Origin of the sequence: Deinococcus deserti VCD115, from assembly GCF_000020685.1 — a bacterium.
Taxonomy (GTDB): domain Bacteria; phylum Deinococcota; class Deinococci; order Deinococcales; family Deinococcaceae; genus Deinococcus; species Deinococcus deserti.
The window spans coordinates 2076367-2101465 of the sequence record NC_012526.1 but is presented as its reverse complement, the minus strand read 5'-3'; the positions used below and the strand labels follow the sequence as shown (position 1 = coordinate 2101465).

General features: G+C 63.9%; 20 protein-coding genes. 7 read left to right on the top strand and 13 right to left on the bottom strand.

The features are described from left to right. Positions 1–327: 327 nt before the first annotated feature. The 3 genes from DEIDE_RS09920 to DEIDE_RS09910 are packed head-to-tail and all read right to left on the bottom strand — an operon-like array spanning position 328 to position 2686. The gene (locus DEIDE_RS09920; RefSeq protein ID WP_012693821.1) at positions 328–1530 is read right to left on the bottom strand and encodes a zinc-dependent alcohol dehydrogenase; all 1203 of its coding nucleotides are present in this window, start codon (positions 1528–1530) and stop codon (positions 328–330) included. Beyond that, the gene (locus DEIDE_RS09915; RefSeq protein WP_012693820.1) at positions 1527–2285 is read right to left on the bottom strand and encodes an SRPBCC family protein; all 759 of its coding nucleotides are present in this window, start codon (positions 2283–2285) and stop codon (positions 1527–1529) included. The genes DEIDE_RS09920 and DEIDE_RS09915 overlap by 4 nt, the downstream gene beginning before the upstream one ends. Continuing rightward, positions 2285–2686, bottom strand: coding sequence for a hypothetical protein (locus DEIDE_RS09910; RefSeq protein WP_012693819.1), 402 nt, complete (start codon positions 2684–2686; stop codon positions 2285–2287). The genes DEIDE_RS09915 and DEIDE_RS09910 overlap by 1 nt, the downstream gene beginning before the upstream one ends. A 264-nt stretch (positions 2687–2950) precedes the next feature. Here DEIDE_RS09910 and DEIDE_RS09905 point away from each other — a divergent pair, with 264 nt between their 5' ends. From DEIDE_RS09905 to DEIDE_RS09890, 4 genes are all read left to right on the top strand, one after another. After that, positions 2951–5311: a 3-hydroxyacyl-CoA dehydrogenase/enoyl-CoA hydratase family protein gene (locus DEIDE_RS09905; protein WP_012693818.1), complete on the top strand. Its 2361-nt coding sequence runs from the start codon at positions 2951–2953 to the stop codon at positions 5309–5311. Positions 5312–5328: 17 nt separating this feature from the next. After that, entirely contained in the window at positions 5329–6519 is a 1191-nt protein-coding gene (locus DEIDE_RS09900) for an alpha/beta hydrolase family protein (protein WP_242402902.1), read from the top strand. Further along, entirely contained in the window at positions 6512–7708 is a 1197-nt protein-coding gene (locus tag DEIDE_RS09895) for a thiolase family protein (protein WP_012693816.1), read from the top strand. The genes DEIDE_RS09900 and DEIDE_RS09895 overlap by 8 nt, the downstream gene beginning before the upstream one ends. 326 nt (positions 7709–8034) lie before the next feature. Beyond that, complete coding sequence (locus DEIDE_RS09890) at positions 8035–9252, top strand: 23S rRNA (cytosine(2499)-C(5))-methyltransferase (RefSeq protein ID WP_012693815.1); 1218 nt, start codon at positions 8035–8037, stop codon at positions 9250–9252. A 14-nt stretch (positions 9253–9266) separates the two neighbouring features. Here the strand turns inward: DEIDE_RS09890 and DEIDE_RS09885 are convergent, their stop codons facing one another. The 3 genes from DEIDE_RS09885 to tsaD all read right to left on the bottom strand — a co-directional run bounded on the left by DEIDE_RS09885 (position 9267) and on the right by tsaD (position 14287). Next, the gene (locus DEIDE_RS09885) at positions 9267–10454 is read right to left on the bottom strand and encodes a cysteine desulfurase-like protein (RefSeq protein WP_162485440.1); all 1188 of its coding nucleotides are present in this window, start codon (positions 10452–10454) and stop codon (positions 9267–9269) included. Positions 10455–10565: 111 nt separating this feature from the next. After that, positions 10566–13175 (bottom strand): preprotein translocase subunit SecA, encoded by a 2610-nt coding sequence (secA, locus tag DEIDE_RS09880; protein WP_012693813.1) that lies wholly within the window; start codon positions 13173–13175, stop codon positions 10566–10568. An 83-nt stretch (positions 13176–13258) separates the two neighbouring features. Beyond that, positions 13259–14287, bottom strand: coding sequence for a tRNA (adenosine(37)-N6)-threonylcarbamoyltransferase complex transferase subunit TsaD (tsaD, locus tag DEIDE_RS09875; protein WP_012693812.1), 1029 nt, complete (start codon positions 14285–14287; stop codon positions 13259–13261). Positions 14288–14501: 214 nt separating this feature from the next. Between tsaD and DEIDE_RS09870 the strand changes: the two genes are divergently transcribed. Next, positions 14502–15242, top strand: coding sequence for a class I SAM-dependent methyltransferase (locus DEIDE_RS09870; RefSeq protein ID WP_012693811.1), 741 nt, complete (start codon positions 14502–14504; stop codon positions 15240–15242). Between the two features lie 3 nt (positions 15243–15245). Here the strand turns inward: DEIDE_RS09870 and DEIDE_RS09865 are convergent, their stop codons facing one another. From DEIDE_RS09865 to hpf, 3 genes are all read right to left on the bottom strand, one after another. Next, positions 15246–15617: a hypothetical protein gene (locus tag DEIDE_RS09865; protein ID WP_012693810.1), complete on the bottom strand. Its 372-nt coding sequence runs from the start codon at positions 15615–15617 to the stop codon at positions 15246–15248. Between the two features lie 2 nt (positions 15618–15619). Then, the gene (locus DEIDE_RS09860) at positions 15620–16711 is read right to left on the bottom strand and encodes a butyrate kinase (protein WP_012693809.1); all 1092 of its coding nucleotides are present in this window, start codon (positions 16709–16711) and stop codon (positions 15620–15622) included. Between the two features lie 153 nt (positions 16712–16864). Next, the gene (gene hpf / locus DEIDE_RS09855) at positions 16865–17431 is read right to left on the bottom strand and encodes a ribosome hibernation-promoting factor, HPF/YfiA family (RefSeq protein WP_012693808.1); all 567 of its coding nucleotides are present in this window, start codon (positions 17429–17431) and stop codon (positions 16865–16867) included. Between the two features lie 234 nt (positions 17432–17665). Here hpf and DEIDE_RS09850 point away from each other — a divergent pair, with 234 nt between their 5' ends. Both DEIDE_RS09850 and DEIDE_RS09845 read left to right on the top strand, forming a co-directional pair. Then, positions 17666–18307 (top strand): TetR/AcrR family transcriptional regulator, encoded by a 642-nt coding sequence (locus tag DEIDE_RS09850; RefSeq protein WP_012693807.1) that lies wholly within the window; start codon positions 17666–17668, stop codon positions 18305–18307. Between the two features lie 618 nt (positions 18308–18925). Then, on the top strand, positions 18926–19891 hold the full coding sequence (locus DEIDE_RS09845; protein WP_242402901.1) for an ABC transporter substrate-binding protein: 966 nt from the start codon (positions 18926–18928) through the stop codon (positions 19889–19891). Positions 19892–20436: 545 nt separating this feature from the next. Here the strand turns inward: DEIDE_RS09845 and DEIDE_RS09835 are convergent. From DEIDE_RS09835 to DEIDE_RS09820, 4 genes are all read right to left on the bottom strand, one after another. Then, positions 20437–20739, bottom strand: coding sequence for a P-II family nitrogen regulator (locus tag DEIDE_RS09835; protein WP_012693805.1), 303 nt, complete (start codon positions 20737–20739; stop codon positions 20437–20439). Between the two features lie 3 nt (positions 20740–20742). Beyond that, complete coding sequence (locus DEIDE_RS09830; protein ID WP_012693804.1) at positions 20743–21843, bottom strand: sodium-dependent bicarbonate transport family permease; 1101 nt, start codon at positions 21841–21843, stop codon at positions 20743–20745. Between the two features lie 487 nt (positions 21844–22330). After that, on the bottom strand, positions 22331–23710 hold the full coding sequence (locus DEIDE_RS18455) for a 3-oxoacid CoA-transferase (protein ID WP_012693803.1): 1380 nt from the start codon (positions 23708–23710) through the stop codon (positions 22331–22333). Then, positions 23707–24984: a thiolase family protein gene (locus DEIDE_RS09820; RefSeq protein ID WP_012693802.1), complete on the bottom strand. Its 1278-nt coding sequence runs from the start codon at positions 24982–24984 to the stop codon at positions 23707–23709. The genes DEIDE_RS18455 and DEIDE_RS09820 overlap by 4 nt, the downstream gene beginning before the upstream one ends. Positions 24985–25099: the final 115 nt, after the last annotated feature.

Below are 25099 nucleotides of genomic sequence, written 5' to 3'. Positions count from 1 at the left end.
AGGGAAAAAGAGCCTGGCAGTCACGCACAATGCTGAGACGATCTGCCGGTGAGGGAAGCGGAAGTTGGGACGTGAAATCTGGTGTGGTGGACGAGCTACTGTGAAAATTTCCGCCCAATGGACATTGAGACAGGCGCGGCAGGATCACGACAGTCTGCCGGCTCCGGACCATTCATGCCGTGAACTGCCAAGCCAGACTGAAGGTGTGAGCCTTCTGCTGAGTCTCAGACTGGACTTGCCTCAGGTCCAGGAATAGAAATAGAGAGCGGAATGACAGCGAAATTTCGCTGTCATTCCGCTCTCTGCAAACTTTGTGTAATGGAAGCGTTACTTCACTGGAGCGTGATCTTTAGGATCGGCCCAGGGGTCCAGCACGCACTTGATGCAGCCGTCATGCTTGTGCTTGAAGATGTGGTAGGCATGGGGCGCTTCGTCCAGGCTGAGTCGGTGGGTAATGACCTGAGTGGGGTCAATGTCACCGCGCATGATGTGATCGGTCAGGACATCCAGGTAGCGGTGCACGTGGGTCTGGCCAGTTTTCATGGTCAGCCCCTTATTTACGAATGCACCCAGTGGAATCTTGTCAGCCAGCCCACCGTACACGCCGGGAACACTCACCGTGCCACCCTTGCGGCACGCCATCAGCGCAGCGCGAAGGGCATGGGGCCGGTCACTTTCCAGGACCCGGGTCGTCTGCTTGACGGCGTCGGCAACGCCAAGCATGCCTGTGCCGTGGGCTTCCAGGCCAACAGCGTCCATCACGCTGTCGGGACCACGGCCGGCAGTCATGGCTTTCAGCCGCTCGAAGACCTCATCCTCTTCGTAGTTGATGGTCTCGGCACCTGCACGCCGTGCCAGCTCCAGACGTTCGGGGAAACGGTCAATGGCGATCACACGTTCGGCACCCAGCAGAAACGCACTGCGGATGCAGAACTGTCCGACTGGCCCTGCGCCAAATACGGCCACTACGTCGCCTTCCTGGATGTTGCAGTTCTCGGCCGCCATGTACCCGGTGGGCAGAATGTCCGTCAGGAACAGCACCTGCTCATCACTGAGACCCTGAGGCACCTTGTAGAGGTTGGCATCGGCAAAGACCGTACGCACGAACTGCGCCTGCCCGCCAGCGTAGCCGCCGGTAATGTGCGAGTACCCATACAGGCCAGCCGACGCATAGCCCCACATCGTCTCGGCCAGCCGGGGGTTGGGGTTGGAGTTGTCGCACAGCGAGGTCAGGCCCTTCTGGCAGTACCAGCACTTCCCACAGGCGATAGGGAAGGGCACGATGACGCGGTCGCCAACCTTGACCTTGCGGACGTCAGCGCCGACTTCCACGACTTCGCCCATGAATTCGTGACCCAGGATGTCTCCGTGAACCATGCTGGGCACGTAGCCGTCGAGGAGGTGCAGGTCAGAACCACAGATGGCTGTACACGTTACCCGCACGATGGCGTCGGTGGGCTGAAGAATCTCGGGGTCGGGCACGCGCTCCACCGCGACCTTGTTGATGCCCTGCCAGACCAGTGCCTTCATGAGGTTCTCCTGTTGTCGTACATCTTGGCCTCCGCTTTCTTCACGGCACTTTTGCGGGCGCTGGACTGCCCTTCGGTGGTGGGCTGCTGGCCCAGTTCCATCATGCGTTTCAGTCGGCGCAGATCTTCACCAACCTGCACGGCAGGCTCCTCGCCCATCAGGCGGGCGATGGTCGCGCCCATGGTGCCGCCGGGCGGACGGTATTTCAGCGCGACATGAACCTCGGTGCCCCGGTCTCCGGGTGCGAGCCGGAACTCCACCTGTCCTTCGGTCCAGATCTGCGAGCCTTCCAGGGAGCGCCAGGCGATGCGCTTGCCCGGTACATCCTCCGTCACCTCGGCGTCCCATTTGACATGGGTCCCGGCAGGCGCCTTGGCGACCCAGTGTGAACGTTTACCTTCGTCGTCCTGCACTTCTACAGATTCCAGATGATCCATGAACTGCGGGAGGTTTTCAAAGTTACGCCAGAACACATAAAGCTGATCAGGCTCGACCCCGATCGTGATGCCCCGTTCCACAGCAATCGCGTCGTCCTTGGTACGGTGGATGCCCACCATGGCGTCTCCGACCCCGCGTCCCATAGCGGCGCCTGCCAGCAGCAGCGCGCCTCCGGTGGCCGCCAGGGTGCCGGCCTGTCCGGGACGCCCGAGGCTCAGCAGGATAAGTCCCAGGCCCAGACCGCCCACCAGCAGCCGCTCGCTCGGGCTGGCGTTCTGCGGGCTCAGGTCGCGCACGCTTGTCTCGTGATCAGGCATCAGTGGTTCCCCCTTCGGAGCAGACGGTCTTTCACGGAGGGCGGCTCCGGGTGACTCAGGGCCCGGGCGCACAACACGTCCACCACCGTGATGGCGGTCAGAGCAGCCAGGGTATTGGCGGTCCGTTTGCGTCCGTTGGGATTCTCGGGCTCGGCCATACCCAGGGTACCCAGATCCAGAACGTCGCCAGCGACCCGCGACCAGACCCAGAAGGCCACCGCTGAAGGCTGCGCCAGAATTCCTACGCCTGCCAGAACTTCGCGCAGTCCGTATGCCCGGACAAGCGTAGGCTGGTCCTGAACTCCCAGGAAACGGGTCAGCCTGCCGGGGGCCGCGAGTTCCACGGCTCCCAGGCCGATACTGAACCAGCCGAGGCCTCGTGCTACCTGCTCTGCGTTCATGTCTTCCCTCCTTTTTCGGTGCTCTTTTGCCTTTCCCAGAGTGGCGACCCGGAAGGACACGACCCTGTGAGGGTCCCTAAGTCCACTTCACACTTGCTGCACCGGAGGATGTTTTCGCCTGAAGCTGGGCTTCATCTGAGGCCTGAGAGGAAAGCCTGCTTCGGATGATCTCCTGGCACTTCAGGGCTGCTGGTGGACAAGTGGCGCGCCTGCTCGTAAAATTGCACTTAGTACAATTTTGTGGAGCTTTACCCCGGAGGTCGCATGAAAAATCAGCCTTACAAGATTCACCGCGCTGCCGTCATCGGTGCCGGCGTGATGGGCGCCGCCATCGCTGCCCAGCTGGCCAACGCGGGCATTCCGGTCCTGCTGCTGGACATCGTGCTGCCGGACAACCCCGACCGTAACTTCCTGGCCAGGCAGGGTGTACAGCGCGCGTTGAAAGCCCGGCCCGCCGCCTTTATGGACGCGAGCCGCGCGGGGCTGATCGAGATTGGCAACCTTGAGGACGACCTGAAAAAACTAGGTAGCGCCGACTGGATTCTCGAAGCCATCATCGAGAAACTCGGCGCCAAACGTGACCTGTGGGAGAAGGTCGAGAAGGTCGCCAAGCCCGGCGCCATCATCAGCTCCAACTCCAGCGGCATTCCCATGCACCTGCAGATAGAAGGCCGCACCGAGGAGTTCCAGCGCCGGTTCGTGGGCGCGCACTTCTTCAACCCGCCCCGCTACCTGCATCTGCTTGAAGTGATCCCGACCCCCAAGACCGATCCTGCGGTCCTGAAGGCCTTCAGCGAATTCGGCGAAAAGACGCTCGGCAAGGGTATCGTTATTGCCAACGACGTGCCCGGCTTCGTGGCCAACCGTATTGGCGTGTACGGCATCGTGCGCGCCATGGCGCACCTGGAACAGACCGGCCTGACGCCCGCCGAGGCCGATCAGCTGACCGGCCCGGTTCTGGGACGCGCCAACTCCGCGACCTTCCGCACGGCTGACCTGTCGGGCCTGGACATTATTTCCCATGTGGCCACTGACCTCGGCAATGCCACGCCCGAAGACGAGGACTTTACCCTCACGCCGGCCTTCCGCACGCTGGTCGAGGAGAAGAAGTACCTGGGCGACAAGACCGGCAGCGGCTTCTACAAGAAAACCAAAGGTCCAGACGGCAAAACCAGGATTCTGAACCTGAACCTGCAGACCTTCGAGTACGAGGACCAGGGCAAGGTCAAGGTCGCGGCGGTGGAAGCGGTCAAGGGCCGTCCGCTGGCCGAGCGCATCAGGAGCCTCTATGGTGCCGAGGGCAGGGAGGGCGATTTCCTGCGCGGCGTCATGAACGACGGGTTCTGGTACGCCTCCAAGATGGCCGGCCACGTCAGCGACCGCCTGCAGGACATCGACAATGCCCTCAAATGGGGCTTCGGCTGGGAACAGGGCCCCTTCGAAACCATGGACACTGTGGGCGTGCAGCAGGTCATTACCAATCTGGAAGCTGAAGGCCGTACGCTGCCCCCACTGCTGCAGGCCATGAAGGACAGTGGCCGCACTTCGTTCTACCAGGGCAATGAAACGGTGACGCCCGCCGGCCAGCCCACGGCGTATCAGGCACCCTACTTCATCCTGACGGACCTGAAGAAGGACGCCACCTCCGTGATCAAGAAGAAGCCCGGCGCCAGCCTGGTGGACCTGGGCGACGGTGTGCTGCTGGTCGAATGGCACGCCAAGATGAACGCCCTGGGTGAGGATCAGCTGCGTATGGTGCAGGAAGGTCACAAGGCCGTGCAGCAGCTCGGCTACGCCGGCCTCGTGATCGGAAACCAGGGTGAGAACTTCAGCGCCGGCGCCAACCTGCCGCTGGTCCTCGCGCAGGCGCAGGCCGACGAATGGGACGAACTGGACGACCAGATCAAGCAGTTCCAGCAGGTCACGACGAGCCTGCGCTTCAGCCCGCACCCTACCGTAGCAGCGCCTTTTGGTCTTGCCCTGGGCGGCGGCTGCGAGTTCAGCATTCACGCCGACCGCATCGTGGCCAGCGCCGAAACGTACATGGGTCTTGTTGAAGTCGGCGTGGGCCTGATTCCCGGCGGCGGCGGCACCAAGGAAATGCTGATGCGTTTCACCGATCAGCAGCAGCCCGGCCAGCAGCAGGGGGCCGCGCTTCTGCCCGCCGTGCAGCGCGCTTTCGAGCTGATCGGCACGGCCAAGGTGTCCACCAGCGCCCTGGAGGCCCGCAAACTGGGGTTTCTGCATGACCACGACGTCATCGTCATGAACAAAAACCATCTGCTGGAGGAAGCCAAGCGTCAGGTGCTGGCGCTGGCCCCCGATTACGTGCAGCCCACTCCCCGGACCGACATCCCGGTGATGGGTGACGCGGCCATCGGCGCCGTCAAGAGTGCGCTGTACGGCATGAAGGAAGGCGGATACGTGACCGAGTACGACCTGGTGGTCAGCAACGAACTGGCCCGGGTGCTGTCAGGCGGCGTGGGCAACAACCGCACCGCGAAAGTCAGCGAGCAGCATCTGCTGGACCTGGAGCGCGAAGCCTTCCTGACCCTGCTGGGCAAGAAGGGCACCCAGAAGCGCATTGAGCACATGCTCAAGACCGGCAAACCGCTGCGCAACTGAGCATAAGAATGATGCCCATGCGCCACACCTTCCTGGACCGCCTGAAAGCCACTCCCAAACGCCGTCTGGCGGCCTGGGGTGCCCTCGGGTACGGCGCCCTGCTGCTCACAGCAGCCTTCGTGGGCGCGGAGATCACCCTGCGTTCGCAGACCCGCTGGGTCAAGGGAGTCTTTGTGCCGGTGGGCCGGCGCGGCAACACGGTATGGCTGCCGGCGTCACCGGAGACCCTTTCAAGGGGTGTGGTGGGCATCGTTCCTCTGCGGCCCAACCGGGGGCACGCTGTCCTGGGCGAGGCAAAGGTCAAAGGCACGCTGGTATTCCGGCCAATCCAGCAGGAACGCGGCGTGCTGCCCAACGGCTCGGTCGCGTGGGTGTCGACCTTCGTCTACAACGGCACCCCGGCACAACTGGGCGTCGCCTACGAGGACACGGTGGTCGCCAGCCCGGCCGGACCGATGCCCGCCTGGCACATTCCTTCGGTGTCCGGCGAGCGTGACGCCCTGGTCATCGTGGTTCACGGTCATGGTGGTCAGCGCGCCCAGGGGCTGCGGATGTTGCCAGCGCTGCGCCGGACGGGAGCCGCCTCCCTGTTCGTGACCTTCCGCAACGCCCACGGAGCGCCACGGGTCGGCAAGGGCTACCTGAGCCTGGGAGACCAGGAGGCCGAGGACGTGCTGGCCGCCCTGCGTTGGGCCAGGAAGGCCGGGTACCGCCGGACCGTGCTGTACGGCTTCTCGATGGGCGGCAACATTGTCCTGAGCGCCCTGCGTGACCGCTGCCAGCCGTTTCCACTCCCGGTGACCGGTGTGCTGCTCGACTGCCCCGCGCTGGACTGGCGACAGACCATCACCTGGCAGGCCAGGCGTTTCGGGATGCCGGCCTTCATGGCGCGGCACGTCAGCACCTTCGTGCAGTACGTCGTGACCCGCCGCAGCGGACAGGACTTCGACACGGTGGATCAGCTCGCCGCTGCGGGGCGCTTCAACGTGCCGATTCTCCTGTGGCACGGCACGCGCGACCGTACCATCCCCATCAGTCAGTCTGACGCCCTGGCGGCCGCGCGTCCCGATCTTGTCGAGTACCACCGCGTGGAAGGTGCCAAGCACATCCGCTGCTGGAATATCAATCCGGTGCAGTACGACCATACTCTCGAGCATTTCATTCGCCGGGTACTTCCCGGCCTTTCCCAAGGAGAACACCATGCGTGACGCTGTGATTGTTTCTGCCGTTCGCACGCCCGTAGGACGCGGCGTGAAAGGCACGCTTGCCAATACCCGCCCCGACGATCTGGCCGCCCTGGTGCTGAATGAGGCCGTCAAACGTGCTGGAGTGGACGCTTCCATTGTCGAGGACGTGTACCTGGGCTGCGCCATTCCCGAAGCCGAACAGGGCCTCAACGTGGCACGCATGGCGGCCCTGCGCGCCGGTATGCCTGACAGCGTGGGCGGCGTGACCATCAACCGTTTCTGCTCCAGTGGCCTGCAGACCATCGCCATGGCAGCCGCGGCCATCCAGACCGGTCAGGCGGACGTGATGCTGGCCGGCGGCGTGGAGTCCATGAGCTTCGTGCCCATGACCGGCCACAACCCCAGCCCGAACCCTGACCTGGTGGATGACCGCCCGGGTGCCTACATCGGCATGGGATTGACGGCCGAGAACGTGGCGCAGAAGTACGGCGTGAGCCGCGAGGACCAGGACGCCTTTGCTTTCCGCAGCCACCAGCGTGCGGCGGCGGCTCAGGATGCGGGCAAGTTCGACGCGGAGATTGTTCCGGTCCCGGTGCGCGTGGATAAGCTCAAAGGCACCAAGCTGAAGTCCGAGACCATCAACTTCGATAAGGACGAGCTGATCCGCCGTGACGCCAACCTGGAAGACATGGCCAAGGTCCGCCCGGCCTTCAAGCAGACCGGCTCGGTCAGTGCTGCCAACAGCAGTCCCTTCAGTGACGGCGCCGCAGCCGTGCTGATCATGAGCGGCGAGAAGGCCCAGGAACTGGGCGTCCAGCCGCTGGCCAAATTTTTGGGCTTTGCGGTCGCCGGTGTGGAGCCTGAGCTGATGGGCATCGGGCCTGTCAAGGCTGTGCCCAAGGTGCTCGCGCAGACCGGCCTGACCCTGGATGACATTGACCTGATCGAGCTGAACGAGGCGTTTGCAGCGCAGAGTCTCGCGGTGGCCCGTGAACTGGGCCTCAACGAGGACATCATGAACGTCAACGGCGGCGCCATTGCGCTGGGGCATCCGCTGGGGTGCAGCGGCGCCAAGCTGACCACCACCGCAATCTACGAACTGCAGCGTCGTGGCGGCGGCAAGGCCCTGATCACCATGTGCATCGGCGGCGGCATGGGCGCGGCCGGCGTGATTGAGGTGTACGGCAAAGACGAGCAGCACGAAGGCTGAGTCCGAAGGCTGCGGGATAGCTATGGAAGGAGAGGCGCCACATACAGGGCGCCTTTCTTTTATCTGGCAACCTGCGGGCAGAGTTGCGCTGCGTCACCCTGTCGGTTCGTAAGGCAGAGGGTCCGTGGCGTGGGTGCCGTGACGGTTACGCTTCCGACAGCCAGGGCCGACAGACCCCAAAGCCTGATCAGGTGCTGAGGCGTTTACTTCAGGCGGAGACATGCGGTCCCTGGAAGCAGGAGTCTGCCCCTTCAGTGACGTTTATGGGCTGTCATCGGGGGCTCTGCCTCAGATGCGGTAGATACCGCTGCGCTACCCTACCCTTTATGTCTGCTCCGGCTCCTGCCCGCCCCCGACTGCGTCTGCGCGTGACTGCTGCGGCCGAGTCTCACCTGCGCGCCGGCCACCCCTGGGTGTACGAGTCGAGTGTGCGCGAGCAGAACCGTGAAGGTGAGGCCGGTGAACTGGCCGTGGTCTATGACCGCCGTGACCGTTTTCTGGCCATCGGCCTGTACGACCCGCACTCGCCGCTCAGACTGCGGGTGCTGCATGCCGGCAGCCCGGTCACGGTTGACGATAACTGGTGGAATGCACGGCTGGACACCGCGTTCCTGCGGCGCGAGCCGCTGTTCGGTCCCGTCGGGGCTGTGGGAGATACCGACGGCTACCGGCTGATCAATGGCGAGTCAGATGGCTGGCCTGGGCTGGTTATTGACCGCTACGCGCAGGTGCTGGTGATCAAGCTGTACACCGCCGCGTGGTTTGAACACCTGAGCCGTGTCCTTGAGCTGCTGGCCGTGCGCTGCCCGGGCTTTGCGACTGTTCTGCGCCTGAGCCGCAATATTCAGGAGCGGGCCCGCGAAGCCGGTCTGTCCGACGGACAGCTCCTGACCGGAGACCTCGCTGTCAACCCCGTAATCTTCCATGAGTCCGGGATCGCCTTCGAGGCGGACGTGATTCGCGGTCAGAAAACCGGATTTTTTCTTGACCAGCGCGAGAACCGCCGGCGCGTACAGGACCTGAGCCGGGGGCGGCGGGTCCTGAACGCCTTTTCGTTCAGCGGCGGCTTCTCGTTGTATGCGGCGCGCGGCGGCGCTCCCGAAGTGGTCAGCCTGGACATCAGTGCGCATGCCCTGCACAGTGCCGGGCGCAATTTTGCCTTGAACCCGGCTCTGGTCACCCGACACGAGACCGTGCAGGCCGATGTCTTCGAGTGGCTCACGCACACGGAGCGGACCTTTGACCTGGTGATCCTGGACCCTCCCAGCCTGGCGCGCCGGGAAGCGGAACGGGCCGGCGCCATCCGTGCCTACGGCAGGCTGTCTGCCGACGGCATCCGGCGCCTGGCCCCGGGGGGCATCCTGGTCAGCGCGTCATGCAGCGCACATGTCAGCGCCGAGGAATTCTGGACAGCCGTGCGCGAGGTGGCTGGGCGCAGCGGGCGCAAATGGAAAGAACTGCGCACCACCCGTCACGCCCCTGACCACCATGCCAGCTTTGCCGAAGCCGAATACCTGAAAGCCATTTACATTCAATTCGACTGAGGCCGCTGGCAGGCTTAGCGCAGGGCCTGCAGCAGCCGGTCTATCTCTCCCATGCTGGTGTAGTGGGCGATACTGGCCCGCGCTACGCCCTGCGGGTACAGGCCCAGGTCGGTGAGCGGCTGCACCGCGTAGAAGTGCCCGGCCGACAGGTCGATGCCCTGCTCACTGAGGCGCGCGGCTGTGTGTTCGGGGGTCTCGCCGTCCACCCGGAAGGCCACGGTACCAATGCGGTCCTGCATGTCCTGGGCACCGTAGACCGTAATGTGAGGCAGGGCCACGAGGCCGTGCAGCAGGTGCTCGGCCACCGGTTTCTCCAGTTCGCGGATGCAGGCGTCGGCTGCCTTCAGGGCCTCGCGGTTCAGGGTGCTGGCGCCGCCCAGCTCGCGCAGATAGTCCAGCGTCCCCAGCCACCCGGCCAGCAGCTCGAACGGTGCGCTGCCGTGTTCCATGCCGTGGACGTCGCCTTCCGGGAAGAACGTGAGTTTCGGCCAGGGCAGCCCGGCACGCAACTCGGGCCGGACCCACAGGGCCCCCAGGTGAGGACCGAACACCTTGTACATGCTGAAAGTCACGAAATCCGCTCCCCAGGCCTGCACGTCCGGGAATTCGTGCGGCGCGCTCTGTACGGCGTCCACGAAGGTCCAGGCGCCCACCGAGCGGGCCATCGCGGTGACGGCTGGAATGTCCACCAGCCCGCCCAGGACGTTGCTGGCGGTCGTCACGGCCACCAGACGCGTCTGGGGCGACAGCAGGGCCTGCAGGTCCTCCAGGTGCGGCCTCAGGTGCGGGGTCCGGGCATGCCAGACCTTCACGGTCACCCCGGAACGCTGCAGGTCGCGCCATGGGCTGGCATTGGCCTCGTGCTCCAGTCCTGACACGATCACCTCGTCCCCCGGTCCCCACAGCCGGGTGAAGGCGGTCGCCATCCGGAAGGCCAGGGCAGTGGCGCTGGGACCCAGCACCACATCTTCAGGTTGACCGTTGAAAAACAGAGCAGTCGCCTCGCGCGCCTGATGCTTAACGTTCAGGACCTCACGGCCCGGCTGGTGCCCGGGCAGGCCGTTGGTGGCTCCATAGCGGGTCAGGTGCGCGGTGACGGCATCAATGGCGCGCTGAGGCAGCAGCGAGCCGGCTGCATTGTCCAGGTAAGCCCGGCCAGTGGCCAGGGAGGGAAACTGAGCTCGAATCTGGGTGAGGTTCACAGAGCGCAGCATAGTGCCGGACGCAGCAGCACCCGGCAAACAAGGAAAGAGGCGGAGTGCATAGCTCCGCCTCTTGCATAGACCAATTTTGCTTCCGGATCCAGGCCTTCGTCAGCCTGTCTGGCCGAACTGCATTCTGAAGATGAACTTGGTCACGTCGCTCTTGAGGTTGTCGATCATCTCGTTGAACATGTTCGTGGCCTCGAACTTGTATTCGGTAAAGGGATCACGCTGGCCGTAGCCACGCAGTCCGATGCCCTGACGCAGCACGTCCATGCCGTGCAGGTGTTCTTTCCAGTGCTGGTCGACCACCTGCAGCAGCACATAACGGGCCAGCGAGTTGAGCATGGTGGAACCCAGCTCTTCGCGCCTGCTGTCAAAGGCGTCGGCCACGGCACTCAGCAGGCGGTCCTGGGCCTGGGCCGGGCTTCCGTGACGCAGGCTTTCAAAGTCAAAGCCCTCCAGTTGTGGAACCGCGTCGACAATAGCGGCCTGCAGGCCCTCAATGTCCCAGGCGTCCGGGCTCTGATCGGCGGGCGCGTGAATAGCCAGCTGCATGTCCACGAAGTCCGCGATCATGCCTTCGGTCGATTCCTCGACGTCCTCGTCTGGCCCAAGCAGCACTTCACGGCGCTGAGCGTAGATGGTGTCGCGCTGCTTGCTCATGACATTGTCGAACTCCAGCAGCTGCTTACGGGTAGAGAAGTTGCGGTCCTCCACACGGGCCTGCGCCTTCTCGATCGCGCCGGTGACCATCTTGGCCTCGATCGGCTGAGAATCGTCCATGCCCAGGCGGTCCATCATGGCCACCACGCGGTCGTTGGCGAACAGGCGCATCAGGTCGTCCTCGAAGCTGACGTAAAAGCGGCTGCTGCCCGGGTCGCCCTGACGGCCCGCACGGCCACGCAGCTGGTTGTCGATGCGGCGCGACTCGTGACGCTCGGTGCCGATGATGTGCAGCCCGCCCAGTTCCTGCACGCGTGCGCGGTCGGCAACCGTGTCGGCCTGGAGCTGCTGGGCCTGCTGGATGAACTCCGGGGTCATGCCTGGAATCTGCATGCCCAGCATCTCGGCGGCCGGGTCCTGACGGCTGATCGCCTTGATGAAGTTCTCGGCTTCCGGCGCAAAGCGGCTGATGCCCAGGTGCTGCTCGATGCTCTCACCCAGGATGAATTCAGCGTTGCCGCCCAGCATGATGTCGGTGCCGCGCCCTGCCATGTTGGTGGCGATGGTCACGGTGCCCGAGCGTCCGGCCTGCGCGACGATGCTGGCCTCCTGAGCCTCGAACTTGGCGTTCAGCACGCTGTGGCGGATGCCGGCCTGGGTCAGCAGGTCGCTGAGCTGCTCACTGGTCACGATGCTGGCGGTGCCGATCAGGACAGGCCGGCCAGTGGCGTGCATTTCCGCCACTTCCTGCACCACCGCCGCGTACTTGCCCATCTTGGTGCGGTAGACCAGGTCCTCGCTGTCCTTACGCAGAATGGTGCGGTTGGTTGGAATCACGAGCACGTCGCTGCCGTAAATGTCGAGGAATTCCTTTTCCTCGGTCTTGGCCGTGCCGGTCATACCTGCGAACTTGTTGTACAGACGGAAGAAATTCTGGTACGTGATGGTCGCCAGCGTCTGGTTCTCGTTCTCGATCTTGACGTTTTCCTTGGCCTCGATCGCCTGGTGCAGACCCTCGCCGTAGCGGCGCCCTGGCATGCTGCGCCCGGTGAACTCGTCGATGATGATGACCTCGCCATCGGCGTTGATGATGTAGTCCTTCTCGCGGTGGTACAGCTCCTTGGCGCGGATCGCCTGGGTGATCATGTGCGCCTTGTCCATGTTCTCGGGGCTGTAGAGGTCAGGAATGCTCAGCAGCCGCTCGATCTTGCTGATCCCGGCTTCGGTGATGTGCACCTGCTTGCCCTTCTCATCAATGGTGTAGTCGCCGGTAGGCTCGGCGCGCACACCGGGCTCTGCCGGCTCGCCCTTCTGCAGGCGGCGGATCAGCTTGGCGTAGACGTAGTACAGATCGGTGGCCTTTTCGGCTGCGCCTGAAATGATCAGCGGAGTGCGAGCCTCGTCGATCAGAATCGAGTCCACTTCGTCTACGATGGCGTAGTTCAGGGGATGTTCGGCCCGCATGGCCAGCGCTTCGCGGCTCTGGGCCATGTTGTCACGCAGGTAGTCGAAGCCCAGCTCCGAGTTGGTGACATAGGTGATGTCACACGCGTAGGCGGCCTGCTTCTCATGCGGCTGCATTTCGCGGCTGGCCAGACCCACAGTCAGGCCCAGCGTGCGGTACAGCAGCCCCATTTCCTCCATGCCGACCCGGGCCAGGTAATCGTTGACGGTGACCAGATGGCAGCCGCGGCCTTCGAGCGCGTTAAGGGAAAGCGCCAGCGTGGCCACCAGCGTCTTTCCCTCGCCGGTCCGCATCTCCGCGATCCGGCCCTGGTGCAGCGCCGCGCCGCCGATAAGCTGCACGTCGTAGTGACGCTTGCCGATAGAGCGCCGCCCGGCTTCACGAATCAGGGCAAAGGCTGGAACCAGCACGTCGTCCAGGGACTCTCCACCTTCCTGGACCCGGCGGCGCAGGTCGAGAAAAGCCGCAGCGAGGTCCTCGATCTGCATGGTTTCCTGTTCCAGCGCGTTGACAGGGTCCACCACCGTTTTGATGATGCGCTGCACGTCACGCTGGTTGTTGTCAAAGACTTTGTTCAGAACACGAAACATATACGCTCAAGTATACGCCGCGAGCATGATGCCACCCGCCTGATTTCAGTGAGACGCACGAAAAAGAGTTGAGTCTGGGTGGCTCAGGGTGTGACAGGGGGTGTGGCCAGAGGGGCATAGGCGGTGGCGCTTTCCGCCAGCGAGCCGGGAGGCCGTCCGGCGGTGATGGCTGCCGCTCCCGCCAGCGCAATCATCGCGCCGTTATCGGTGTTCAGGCCCTTACCAGGGAACACCACGCGCAGCCCTGTCTGAGCGAAGGCCTCGCGCAGCGCACGGTTGGCGGCGACTCCTCCCGACACCACCACCGTCTGGCGCCCGCAGGCTTGCGCGGCCCGCACCGTGGTCCTGACCAGCGTCCGTACCGCCGCCCGCTGGAACCCGGCGGCAAGGTCCTCGGGCCGGGCGCCGGCCTTGTGGGCCAGCAGGGCGGCAGTCTTGAGGCCGCTGAAACTAAAATCAAAACCCTTCTGACCCTGCAGGGGCTCCTTGAACGGCACCGCGTCCGGGTTGCCCCGCAACGCCGCGTCACTGATGGCCGGGCCGCCGGGGTAGCCCAGTCCGGCCAGACGCGCGATCTTGTCAAAAGCCTCGCCAGCAGCGTCGTCGCGTGTGGCGCCTACCAGAACGTACTCGCCATCCTGAGGCACATCAAACAGGTGGGTGTGCCCGCCTGAGACCACCAGGGCCAGGTAAGGCGCGCGCAGATCAGCTTCCGCAGCGGCCGCGAAGATGTGGCCCTCCAGGTGGTGAGACGCATAGAACGGCACGTCCAGCGCCTGAGCCACGCCCTTGCCGTACATCAGCCCGACCAGCAGCGCACCCACCAGCCCTGGGCCGGAAGTGGCGGCCACGGCGCCCAGGTCCGTGACGTTCAGGCCCGCCTCCGAGAGCGCTTCACCCATCACCATATCGATACGCTCGACGTGCTCGCGACTGGCCAGTTCGGGCATGACGCCGCCGTACTGTGCGTGTACCGTCTGGGACCACACCCGGTTGGCCCGCACATGAACCTGCCCGCCCGGGGCGAGCTCCACCACGCCCACCCCGGTGTCGTCACAGGACGTGTCGATGCCCAGAATAAAGGTGCTTGGCTGACTGACAGAGGCGTTCATTCGCCGGGGAGTGTACCAAGGGGCGGGCGGCTGGAGGGTGGTTCGTCCTGCCGTTCCGGGTAAGCCACCCGGCCGATCCCGCAGGTCAGACATCCCCGTTACAGTGGCTTTAGTTTCCTGAGGAGCCTTCAGCCCTATGCGTTTGCGCTAAACCCTCCAGTCCATGATTGAGCCCACACGCTGGGCACCATTCTTCTGGCCACTGGAGGCCCGCATGACACAGCACTGGAGCCACACGTTTTACGCCCAGCAGGACCGCCTGACCGGCGGGTACGGCCAGGATATTCATCGTCATCACGTTGCCCTGAGTACGCGGGTCAGCCAGTACCTTGGGAACCCGGGAACGCTGCTGGAGCTGGGAGCCGGGGGCGGACAGTTCGCGGTCAGCGCCGCGCGGCAGGGCCACCGGGTCACTGCGCTGGACCTGCTGCGCGGGGCAGGGGAGTACACCCGCTCTCTGGCAGACCGCAATAACGTGCCCATGGAGGTCGTTACAGGCGACTTCTACACGGTAGAGTTTGCTGACACCTTTGACGCTGTGTGCTACTGGGACGGTTTCGGAATCGGGAAGGACGACGATCAGCGCCGCTTGCTGACCCGTATTGCCGGCTGGCTGCAGCCGGAGGCCACAGCGTTCATCGACATCTATACGCCGTGGTACTGGGCCTACCACGCTGGTTTTACCCGCCAGCAGTCTGACTACACGCAGCTGTACGGCTTTGATGCGCCAGACTGCCGCCTGACCGATACCTACACGCCGCATGGGGGAGAGCCACTGACCCAGTCGCTGCGCTGCTACAGCCCGGCGGATCTGCGCCTGCTACTTCGGGGCACGGGATTAACCCTGACCGAGGTCTGGCCTGGCGGCCACTATGATCCACAGGCCGGCGTATACCGTTCCGAAGTTCCACTGGGGAAGTGCATGACGTTTACTGCGCTGCTTCAGCGTGAGTAAATCTCAGCGCTGCTGATCGCGCACGGCGCTAAGGGTTTCTTCGAACTCATCGAGAAACTCGTCTTCCAGCTGACGGTCGCGAATCAGTTCATCCTGCAGGGTGGTGGTCTGTTCGCGGGCCCAGCGCACCCGAGCCTGCCGGGCGCTGCTGACGTTGCCGCGCCCGGCGATAAAGCGCGCGGCGTGGCGTACCGCCTGCACCGGGTCGTCGGTGGGTGCGGTGACCGACAGGTTGCGCAGCCCTCCCTGGTCGTTGACCATCGAGCAGGTCACTTCGACCCGCACGCCACGGCGGGTCAGAAACACCTGATCCACCCGCCACATGCTGGTAGCCCGCAGCGGCTCGGGCGCGCGGACAGGGCGGCGGCGGGCCACCTTTATGCTCCGGCGGAGCGCGGCACCACAGGCGGCGTCCACTCGCGGGCAGGCTCCAGGCCAAGCAGCACGCGGCCCGCACCTTCGGCCAGGGCCTCGAGTTCCAGTTCACCCGGAATGATCAGTACCGGCGCGATCCAGGCAATCCTGCGCTCGATCCGGTCCATCAGCGCGTCCCACCGTGCAATGCCGCCTGTGATGACGATGGCGTCGGGCCTTCCGGAAAGTGCACCGGTCTGCTCTCCGATGGCCTTGCAGGCCTGATGCACAAAGGTGGCGGCGGCCGCCTGCACCTGAGGGTCTTCGACTTCTCGCAGTTCCAGGTCCTTAAGGTTGGCACTGCCTGTCAGTGCCAGAAAGCCGCCTTCCCCTGAAAGCAGCTGCAGTGTGCGCTCCTGGCCAACTTCATACAGCAGTTCCAGCAGGGCGCGTGTTGGAAGAGGGCCGCTTTGCATGGCTCCCAGCGGGCCGCCGTCGGGGCCAGTCCCCGTGGAGTCCACCGCACGGCCCTGGTCAAAAGCAGTAACGCTGGTGGTGGCGCCCAGGTGAGCCACCACTACACGGGCCTCCCGCAGCCGCTTGCCCACCTCGTGTGCTGCGCGCCGGGCGGTGACCCGGGCATTGAGCGCATGAAATTCAGCGTGGCGACGAACTCCCATCACGCCGGTTTCGCGGGCTTCGGGCAGCAGTTCATCCAGGCTCTGGGGGTCAACGATAAATGCCGGAACACCACGGGCTTCGGCCAGCGCGAGCGCCAGGGGACCACCCAGGTTGATGACAGAGACGGGTCCTTCACCCTGCACGGCGTAGTGGGCCAGTTCCGGGGTCACCCGGTACGTTCCGGCGCCCACCCGTCCGATCATGCCGCCGCGCCCGACAACCGCATCCGGCGCAGGCCAATCGGCCGTGAGGGCCACGATGTCCTGACTCAGCTGCGGCAGGTCGGCCACCGCCGGAGGGTGCGCCAGTGGCAGCTCAGTGCGCACCAGATGAACCTTGAGTTTGCCGGGCAGGGCGGGATTGTCACTGGGATCAAGCGTCGCACAGGCGAGCTTGAGGCCACTGGTTCCGGGATTGATCACGTACGCGATCACAACGCCGCAGCGTAGCAGATTCCAGCCAATGGTCCGGCGCGTCTGGCTTTCGGGGAATGCAGCTGTATGACAAGCAGGGGCCCAGAGGTGCCCCTGCTGTCTTTGCGCCTTGACGTTACGCGGTGTGCCTGTGCACGTCCTGGCCCCGAATGTTCAGACGGTAGGTTCGATCAGGCCGTAATGACCGTCCCTACGGCGATACACCACTCCGCAGGCATTCGAGCCCATATTCATGAACACATAGAAGTCGTGGCCCAGGGCTTCCATCTGGGTAACAGCGTCCTCCGGGCTCATGGGACGCATGTCGAAGCGTTTCTGGCGCACGATTTCAGGCATAAACTCGCTGACATCGTCGAGCCCGGCGTTGACGTCAGCTTCAGCAGGCCCAGGGCCCGGCTGGGGGACCGTTTCGTGGCGCTGCTTCATATACCTGGTCTTGAATTTGCGCAGCTGACGTTCCAGAACGTCACTGGCCTTATCGATCGCGGCATACATGTCCGAGTGATGTTCCTCGGCACGGATGATGCCGTTGGGGACATTTAGCTGAACCTCGACCCGGTTGCGTCTGCCCGCATCGCGTACATCGCGTACGGTCAGGGTCACGCGTGCATCGGTGATCTGGTCGTTGTAGCGGTCCAGTCGCGTGAGCTTCTCTTGAACGTAATCGCGCATAGCGTCGCTTACTTCGACGTTCCGGCCTGACAGCTTATAAATCCGCACGGCTTTCACCTCTCTAGGAAACTCCCGGAAGATGGGTTTGGTTCCGGGACCTCACTCTAGGCTTCTGGTCATGGAAGTGTCACGAGAAAAGCTCACAGCACACACTCACGTGCGGCGGTATCGTAGAGGGCGGAATGATCGACAGTGTGACTCGGCGATGGCCGGACGCGCTTCTAAAAGTGGCGACCTGCTTACGACGCGGCACACCGATCACACGCTACGCTGATCAGTGAAATGAAAGTCGACCGTGAGGAACAGGACAAAGACCGGCGCGACCGCATCGCCCGCGCTGCTTTTGAGCTGTTCGCCCGCAGTGGTCTTGAAGGCACCAGCGCCCAGGACATCGCCCGTGCGGCGTATGTGAGCCGGACCAACCTGTACCGGTACTTTCCCAGCAAAATCCATATGCTGCTGGCGCACTTCGAGAAGGCTGTGCAGGCCAGCCGCGAAGATGCCGTGCAGCGCCTGAATGCCGGTGCCAACCCACAGCAGGTCTGGGAGAGCATGACTGTGCGCATGGCAGACCTGGGCGTGCGCTACCAGCATCTGGTTGGCGCGGTGGGCCAGGCAGTTCTGGGCGCCCGGCTGCATGGTGACGAGCCCGATTCTCACGATGGACTGAAAACAGCCGTGACGCTGGCGGCCCTGGTGGAACCGGTACTGATCGCCATGCGTCATCAGGGTCACCTGCGTCCGGACGTCGACACGACCATGTTCAGTGCCCTGTTGGTCGACGCGTGCCTGCTGGCCCTGCTGCATGGTGGACACCGTGACCAGCGCGAGGTGCTGCGCGACTGGCAGGACCGCTTCAGCCTGTTGCTGCACGGCGCTCTGGCGCCTGACCACAATCTTCCCCTGCGGGAGAGCGGCGGCTGATGAGCCCAGCCGCCTCAGAAGCCTGCGCGTGTTCTCTAAGCCTTTTTAAGCCCGGAGCTGGAGAGCTGAGAGTCGCTGTATGCTGCTTGTTCAACGGAAAATCCTGCTGGCCAGGAAGGGTGTATGGCGTTGTGGCAGAAAGAGGCGCACGTAAGTGAAACGTAAAGAGAATGCTTTGCACCTGACTGCCCTGATGGCCGGTGCCTGAACTGGTTCTGTACACGATTCGTGTGCTGGAGCCATGCTGGCGTTCGCCCTGAAGCACCGAGATTCCTCTTTTCCTTGCCATGACTAAGCAGCAGAGTCATCATGGCGGTGTCTTCCAGAGATTTGCTGTACTCCTGCGCCCCTGGCGCCTGCATAATCCAGTGCCGTTATGTTCTCTCTGTGCTGCTGGGTACTGCCCCATCCAGCCAACTAATTTCCAGGCTCATGACTGGGTCGTCCCCAATTTCTGGTGAGGCACTAGGCTTGGAGCCATAGAAGCAGAATCCTGCTCTGCCCCCGATGAGACCTGGAAAAAAGCGGTGAGGTGGCCACAGACCATTACACCAATTCAGCCCCTCTTCTTCGAATATTTTTTGATTTCAATTTCTCAATATCATGTATGATTGGCCAGTGACTTCTTGCCTTGCACTTCGCTGGCTGGCCCTTGGGGTGATGCTGTCTTCAGGCTCCACCTATGCCGCCACCTACCCCATGACCGTGGAGCACGCTGCCGGGAAAGCGCGCATCGAGCGCGCGCCTGTGCGGGTGGTGGCATTAGGGCCGCACGCCCTGGATCTGCTGCTTTCCCTGGGCGTCCAGCCAGTGGGGTACGGCGAGGCAGCGCAGCTCGGGATCACCAACTACGGCTCTCCGATAAGCCAGATCAGGTATCTGGGCAGCCGCGTGACCAGCAAGCCACTGAATGTGGGCGACCGCTACAAACCTAACCTGGAGGTCATTGCAGCCCTCAAGCCTGACCTGATTGTGGGCGAGAACTACGCCAGCGAGGCCTACCCGGCCCTGAACCGTATTGCCCCAACGCTGCTGTTGAACGGCATTCACACGGGTGACTGGCAGAAGAGCCTGCCGGTGCTGGCCCGCGTACTGAACCGGGAGAACCGTCCTCCCAGCGTCCTGGAACGCCACAGGAAGATAATCACCCAGGCGCGCGCCTCCCTGCCTGCAGCTCTGCGTGGAAAGCGTGTTCTCGTGGTCTGGAACGCAGGAGGCAGCCAGAAAGACCTGTATACCGTGCTGGGCCCGAAGGACTGGACCGGTGGCTTGTTCGAGAGCCTGGGCATGCGCCTGCTGCTCCCTGGGAACCCGGATACGTCTCTGGATGAGGGCTACCAGAAGCTCAGCGTGGAGGGCCTGAGTACGCTGACGCCTGACGCCGTGTTCGTCATCGCCTCGGGCGCGAACACCACCACAAAGGCCCGCCGAGACTGGGAGTCCAGTCCTCTTGCCGGGCGGCTGGCAGCCAGCAGGAACCGGCAGGTGTACTTTCTGGACGTTCAGCTGTTCAGCCGCATTCGCGGCCCAATTGCCAATGAGCTGGCAGTGCGTGAGCTGCTGCGGCAGGTTGAGCAGCGATAAGAACGCGGATCAGGATGCTCCAGCCTCATGAAAAAGTCGGGGATACTCCCGGCAACTAGAGTGAAGGAACCAACCACCCGGGATCAGCTGGGGGAAATTGACTTTTTGTGCTGGGCCCCAGATGCGTTATCTGGGCACCGACCACGATTGGGGCTCACAACAGAACCCTTCAGATCACAGCGGGACAGGTTCTCGCCAGACGTTGATCTTCCAGCGTCCTTCCGAGATCAACAGAACAGTCCACAGGAAGTCCTGGTGTCCGCCGTGCCTGACGAACGCGACCCCTGGTCAACGTGGTCGCGGTCTTCGAAAACATCGACAAGTGCAGGCACGCCAGGCGCGAGTTCCAGCTGATGCCAGGGGTGTGCAGCAGTGTGTCGAGTGGGCGTGACGTGACGGCCTGCTGTCAGGCGGGAGCCGATGCCTTCATCAGGCTCCACGGCCCGGATGGCTTCTGTCTTGGCCATCAACCAGACCTTGCGCGCCTGAGCAGGCACCGCGCCTGCTGTCCAAAGACAGCTCCGGGACCCAGACGCCTTCCTGAGCTACACGTACTTTTCACCGCGCACGACCTCCACGTCCTGGACATAGGCGATCACAGCGTAATGTTCGAAATAAGTGGCCGCGAGGTACTCCAGCAGGGCCTGCGCCACCTGCGGAGAGACGATGGTCTCCAGTTGCACGTTGCGGCCCTCCCACTCGCTGGCACGCACGCCGCGTGAGCCCTGGCCGCGCACGTCACTGATGGTGTGCCCGCGTGAGCCGAAACGGCGCAGATCTCTCACGAGGCGCTCTTCCAGCAGGGCTTCTGCAATGACAGTCACACGCCGCAAAATCACGGTTTTCATGGTTCAGCCTCCCTGGAACGCCTGGGCCATAGCGTAATAGAGCGGAATGCCAATGCTGAGGTTGAAGGGAAAAGTCACTCCAAGCGAGGACCCCAGGTAATACGCCGGGTTGGCCTGCGGAAGAGCGATGCGCACAGCGGCGGGCGCAGCAATGTATGAGGCGCTTGCGGCCATTACGGCCATCACCGTGGTCCCCCCAAGTGACAGGCCTGACAGCGTCCCCGCAACGACGCCTACGAAGCCGAACACGATGGGAGTCAGGATGCCAAACGCCACCAGAAAGGGCCCCACCTTGCGCAGGTCACGGATGCGCGCGGCGGCCACTGTGCCCATCTCCAGCAAAAACAGCACCAGCGCGCCCCGGAATGGCTCTACGAAAAAGGGCGCCACTTGCGCCAGACCAGCTTTGCCGCTCAGCAGTCCCACCACCAGACCGCCGATCAGCACGAACAGGCTGCGGCCCGTCAGGATCTCGCGCCAGACTTCGCCAAGTCCGCCGGGCGCGGCTCCCGGCATCCGCGAGCGGGCAATGGTCAGTGCCACAACAATGGCGGGCGCCTCCATCAGGGCCAGCAGCGCGGGCATGAAGCCCTCTACAGGCACCCGCAGTGCGGCCATGGTGGTGATGACGGCGGTGAAGGTAACCGCGCTGACCGAGCCGTAGTGCGCGGCCACCGCAGCTGAGTCCGCCACGCTCATGCGGCCCACCCGCCGCAGCACCCCGTAGGCAAGGATGGGAAAGAGTATGCCCAGGGCAACGGTGGCCAGGGCCGGGAGAATAACCTCACCCAGCGGCGTCACGGAAAGCTCTGCGCCGCCTTTGAGGCCGATGGCAAACAGCAGATAGATCGAAAGAACCGTATACAGCTCTTCAGGAAGGCGCAGATCACTGCGCACCAGGACAGCGACCACGCCCAGAACAAAGGCCAGCACCATCGGCGACAGGAGGTTCAGCTGCAAGAGCTCCAGGGCGTCCACGGGGGCACTATAGCGTTGACGTTCACAATTGCCCGGCTGTCCGTGCTGCACCCACTTCAGAACCCCCAGCGGCCTCCAGGCGTCTGAGCGGAAGTTGCCGGAATCCAGGATGCTGATGGCGACCATGCGCCGCGCTGCAAGAAGGCCAGCGTCACCAGATACAGCGGGTAAGGCAGGTCCTCTTTGTTTCTCAGTTACTTGCGCGCAGCTTCCTGTGCCGGATCAGCGTCCGACACGGACCGTCAGGTACTTCTTTCAACTGTTGCCATCAGACTTACTTCCAGGCGGTCACCTTACTTTCGAGCGGTCACTTTGTGTCTGAACGCCAAAAAACAGCGCATGTCACATCTCAAACGTCTGATGCTGCCTGATCCTTGCCCACCTCGGCAGGTCTGTGCTGACTGGAGGGTGTGCAGGTGAACAGCGTGCGCATGGACCGCGCCAGCCAGCGGCACGGTGCCCCGGGGCTGCAGGGCGATTCATCGAGCGGACAGGCCGTGAACTGCGGGAAATAGTGCGCCGGGAAGCACCGCCGACGCTCCCCAGTCCGCCGAATAAAGGGTGTTCAGTCCACCGAATCAGAGCCTCTGGGCTTCTTCCGTGTGCTCGCTGCTCAGGTGGCGACGGCAGGGCTCTGGGCAGGACCTACGGTGAGGCGTTCTGCAAAGGGAGCGCCTGTGCTGGCGCGGACCTCGTCCAGGGTGGCGCCGGGCATGAGCCCGGTCAGGGTGAGCTGTCCGCTCTGGAACTCGAACACAGCCTTGTCGGTAATGACCATGTCCACGGCGCCCCGGGCGGTCAGCGGCAGCGTGCACTCCGGCACGATTTTTGGTGTCCCATCTGGATCGGTGTGCATCATGGTGACGATGAGCTTGCGGGCTCCGCTGGCCAGATCCATGGCGCCGCCTACGCCCAGCAGGGGCTTGCCCGGTACCGCCCAGTTGGCCAGGTTGCCTTGAGCGTCCACCTGCAGGCCGCCGATGACCGCTACGTCCACATGCCCGCCGCGGATCATGCCGAAACTGTCAGCACTGTCGAAGTAACTGGCGCCTGGCAGCGCCGTGACCGGCACCTTGCCGGCGTTGACGGGGTAATGCATGGCGCCGCCGTCCTCGGGAGCGGGGCCCACGCCCAGCATTCCATTCTCCGTGTGCAGATTGACCCCGTGTTCCGGCGTGATCAGGTCTGCCACCAGCGTCGGAATGCCGATGCCCAGATTCACCACATCTCCGGGACGCAGTTCCTGCAACGCGCGGCGGGCCATGTGCATGCGCACGTCATCTACCCGGCGGCTGCTGCCCTTCACGCTGGCGCTGGAGCCCAGGTCGGCTTCGGTCAGGGTGGCCTGCACCAGGTAGTCCACATACAGGCCTGGAGTGTGTACCTGATCCGGCGGAATCTGCCCCACCTCGACAATTTCTTCGGCCTCCACGATCACCAGGTCGGCGGCGGTGGCCATAGCGCGGTTGAAGTTCTGTTCGGTCAGGCGGTACTGCAGATTCCCGGCCCGGTCGGCCCGCCACGCGCGGATAAACGCCACGTCACCCCGGATGGCCGGTACAAAGATCATCTCCTGGCCGCCCAGGGTACGCACGTCGGCGTCACCAGCGACGACCGTCCCGGCGGCTGTGGGGGTGTAAAAGCCGCCGATGCCTGCCCCCCCGGCCCGGATCGCCTCAGCCAGGGTGCCCTGCGGAATCAGCTGAACGTCCATAGTGCCGGCTTGATAGGCGGCCACGGCCTCGGGGTTGCTGGTAAAGAAACTGCCCACCGCCTTGCGGATCTGTCCGTTGCGCAGCAGCCGCCCGCCGCCCATGCCCGGTTCGCCCACGTTGTTGGCCACGTAGGTCAGGTTCCGGGTGCCCAGTTCAGCCAGCGCGTGCGTCAGGTGTACCGGGTTGCCGGTCATACCGAAGCCACCCACCAGCAGTGTCTGGCCGTCTTTGACCAGCCGCGCAGCCTCTTCCACGCTCAACACGGGCAGCAGCTTCATGCCTCGACCCGCTCGATGATGGTGGCCTCGCCCTGTCCGACGCCGACGCACAGTGTGGCCAGCCCATAACGGCCCCCGCGGCGCTCGAGCTCGTGTAACAGGGTGGTGATCAGCCGCGCGCCACTCATGCCCAGGGGATGCCCCAGCGCGATGGCGCCGCCGTTAACATTCACTTTCGCCTGATCCAGGCCCAGTTCGCGGATACAGGCCAGCGCCTGCGCGGCAAAGGCCTCGTTCAGCTCGATCAGGTCGAGGTCCTCGATCTTCAGTCCCGTGCGCTGAAGCACCTTGCGGGTGGCTGGAATGGGCCCAAGACCCATCACGCGGGCTTCGACTCCGGCTGCCGCTGAGCCTACCCAGCGGGCCAGGGGCCGGATTCCCAGCTCGCGGGCTTTCCCCGCACTCATCAGTACCAGGGCAGCGGCACCATCGTTCAGGCCGCTCGCGTTGCCGGCGGTGACGCTGCCACCTTTGCGGAAGGCCGGCTTCAGGCCGCTCAGCGTCGCCTCGTCGGTGGCCAGCGTGAACATGTCGCCGTCGCGCTTGTACCGGGGATGCTCGTCGGTATCGAAGAGCGTGATGCCTTTCTTGCCCTTGACCTCGATGGGCACGATCTCGCTATTGAATGCCCCGCGGTTCAGGGCGTCTACCGTGCGGCGCTGCGACTCCAGCGCGAAGGCGTCCTGGTCGGCGCGGCTGATCTCGCCGCCAGCGTAGGCGCCGTCGCAGCTGCGTTCGACGATGTTCTCGGCCGTTTCGCCCATGGCTTCCAGCGGGAATTTCGCTTCCATGGCCGGGTTGGGATACCGCCAGCCCAGCGTGGTGTCGTACACCGTGACGTTGCCGTTCGCGAAAGGCTGGCTGCCTTTGGGCATCGACAGGGGCGCGCGGGTCATGCTTTCCACGCCGCCGGCCACGTAGATGTCCCCTTCGCCGGTTCGGATGGCGCGCGCGGCCATGTTCACGGCATTCAGACCACTGGCGCACAGGCGATTGACGGTCACGCCAGCCACGGATTCGGGCAGGCCCGCAAGCACAGCGGCCATGCGGGCCACATTGCGGTTGTCCTCTCCGGCCTGGTTGGCACAGCCGAAAATGACTTCCTCAATGCCGTCCTCGGGGACGCCGGCGCGGTTGACGGCCTCACGGATCACGGTGCCGGCCAGATCGTCCGGGCGCACGCTGGACAGTCCACCGCGAATGGCTCCAATCGGGGAGCGGACAGCAGAAACGATCACGACATCGTGGTCTTGCAGATCTTGAACTTTGGTCATAGGAACTCCTGGGGCGGTGATTTTGAAGGAATGCTAAAGAGGCCCACGTATTCAAGCGCGCCATGACGGGAATGGGAAGTGCAGGAGCCCCACTGCCGCGCTGGGTGTGCCTGCC

What these genes read in the sequence shown, in the direction of transcription:
- DEIDE_RS09895 (WP_012693816.1), top strand. Translation starts at nt 6,512, where the DNA reads ATGCGTGACGCTGTGATTGTTTCTGCCGTTCGCACGCCCGTAGGACGC.
- secA (WP_012693813.1), bottom strand. Translation starts at nt 13,175, where the DNA reads ATGTTTCGTGTTCTGAACAAAGTCTTTGACAACAACCAGCGTGACGTG.
- DEIDE_RS09850 (WP_012693807.1), top strand. Translation starts at nt 17,666, where the DNA reads ATGAAAGTCGACCGTGAGGAACAGGACAAAGACCGGCGCGACCGCATC.
- tsaD (WP_012693812.1), bottom strand. Translation starts at nt 14,287, where the DNA reads ATGAACGCCTCTGTCAGTCAGCCAAGCACCTTTATTCTGGGCATCGAC.
- DEIDE_RS09910 (WP_012693819.1), bottom strand. Translation starts at nt 2,686, where the DNA reads ATGAACGCAGAGCAGGTAGCACGAGGCCTCGGCTGGTTCAGTATCGGC.
- DEIDE_RS09820 (WP_012693802.1), bottom strand. Translation starts at nt 24,984, where the DNA reads ATGACCAAAGTTCAAGATCTGCAAGACCACGATGTCGTGATCGTTTCT.
- DEIDE_RS09830 (WP_012693804.1), bottom strand. Translation starts at nt 21,843, where the DNA reads ATGGTCGCCATCAGCATCCTGGATTCCGGCAACTTCCGCTCAGACGCC.
- DEIDE_RS09900 (WP_242402902.1), top strand. Translation starts at nt 5,329, where the DNA reads ATGCGCCACACCTTCCTGGACCGCCTGAAAGCCACTCCCAAACGCCGT.
- DEIDE_RS09915 (WP_012693820.1), bottom strand. Translation starts at nt 2,285, where the DNA reads ATGCCTGATCACGAGACAAGCGTGCGCGACCTGAGCCCGCAGAACGCC.
- DEIDE_RS09920 (WP_012693821.1), bottom strand. Translation starts at nt 1,530, where the DNA reads ATGAAGGCACTGGTCTGGCAGGGCATCAACAAGGTCGCGGTGGAGCGC.
- DEIDE_RS09835 (WP_012693805.1), bottom strand. Translation starts at nt 20,739, where the DNA reads ATGAAAACCGTGATTTTGCGGCGTGTGACTGTCATTGCAGAAGCCCTG.
- DEIDE_RS09905 (WP_012693818.1), top strand. Translation starts at nt 2,951, where the DNA reads ATGAAAAATCAGCCTTACAAGATTCACCGCGCTGCCGTCATCGGTGCC.
- DEIDE_RS09870 (WP_012693811.1), top strand. Translation starts at nt 14,502, where the DNA reads ATGACACAGCACTGGAGCCACACGTTTTACGCCCAGCAGGACCGCCTG.
- DEIDE_RS09890 (WP_012693815.1), top strand. Translation starts at nt 8,035, where the DNA reads ATGTCTGCTCCGGCTCCTGCCCGCCCCCGACTGCGTCTGCGCGTGACT.
- DEIDE_RS18455 (WP_012693803.1), bottom strand. Translation starts at nt 23,710, where the DNA reads ATGAAGCTGCTGCCCGTGTTGAGCGTGGAAGAGGCTGCGCGGCTGGTC.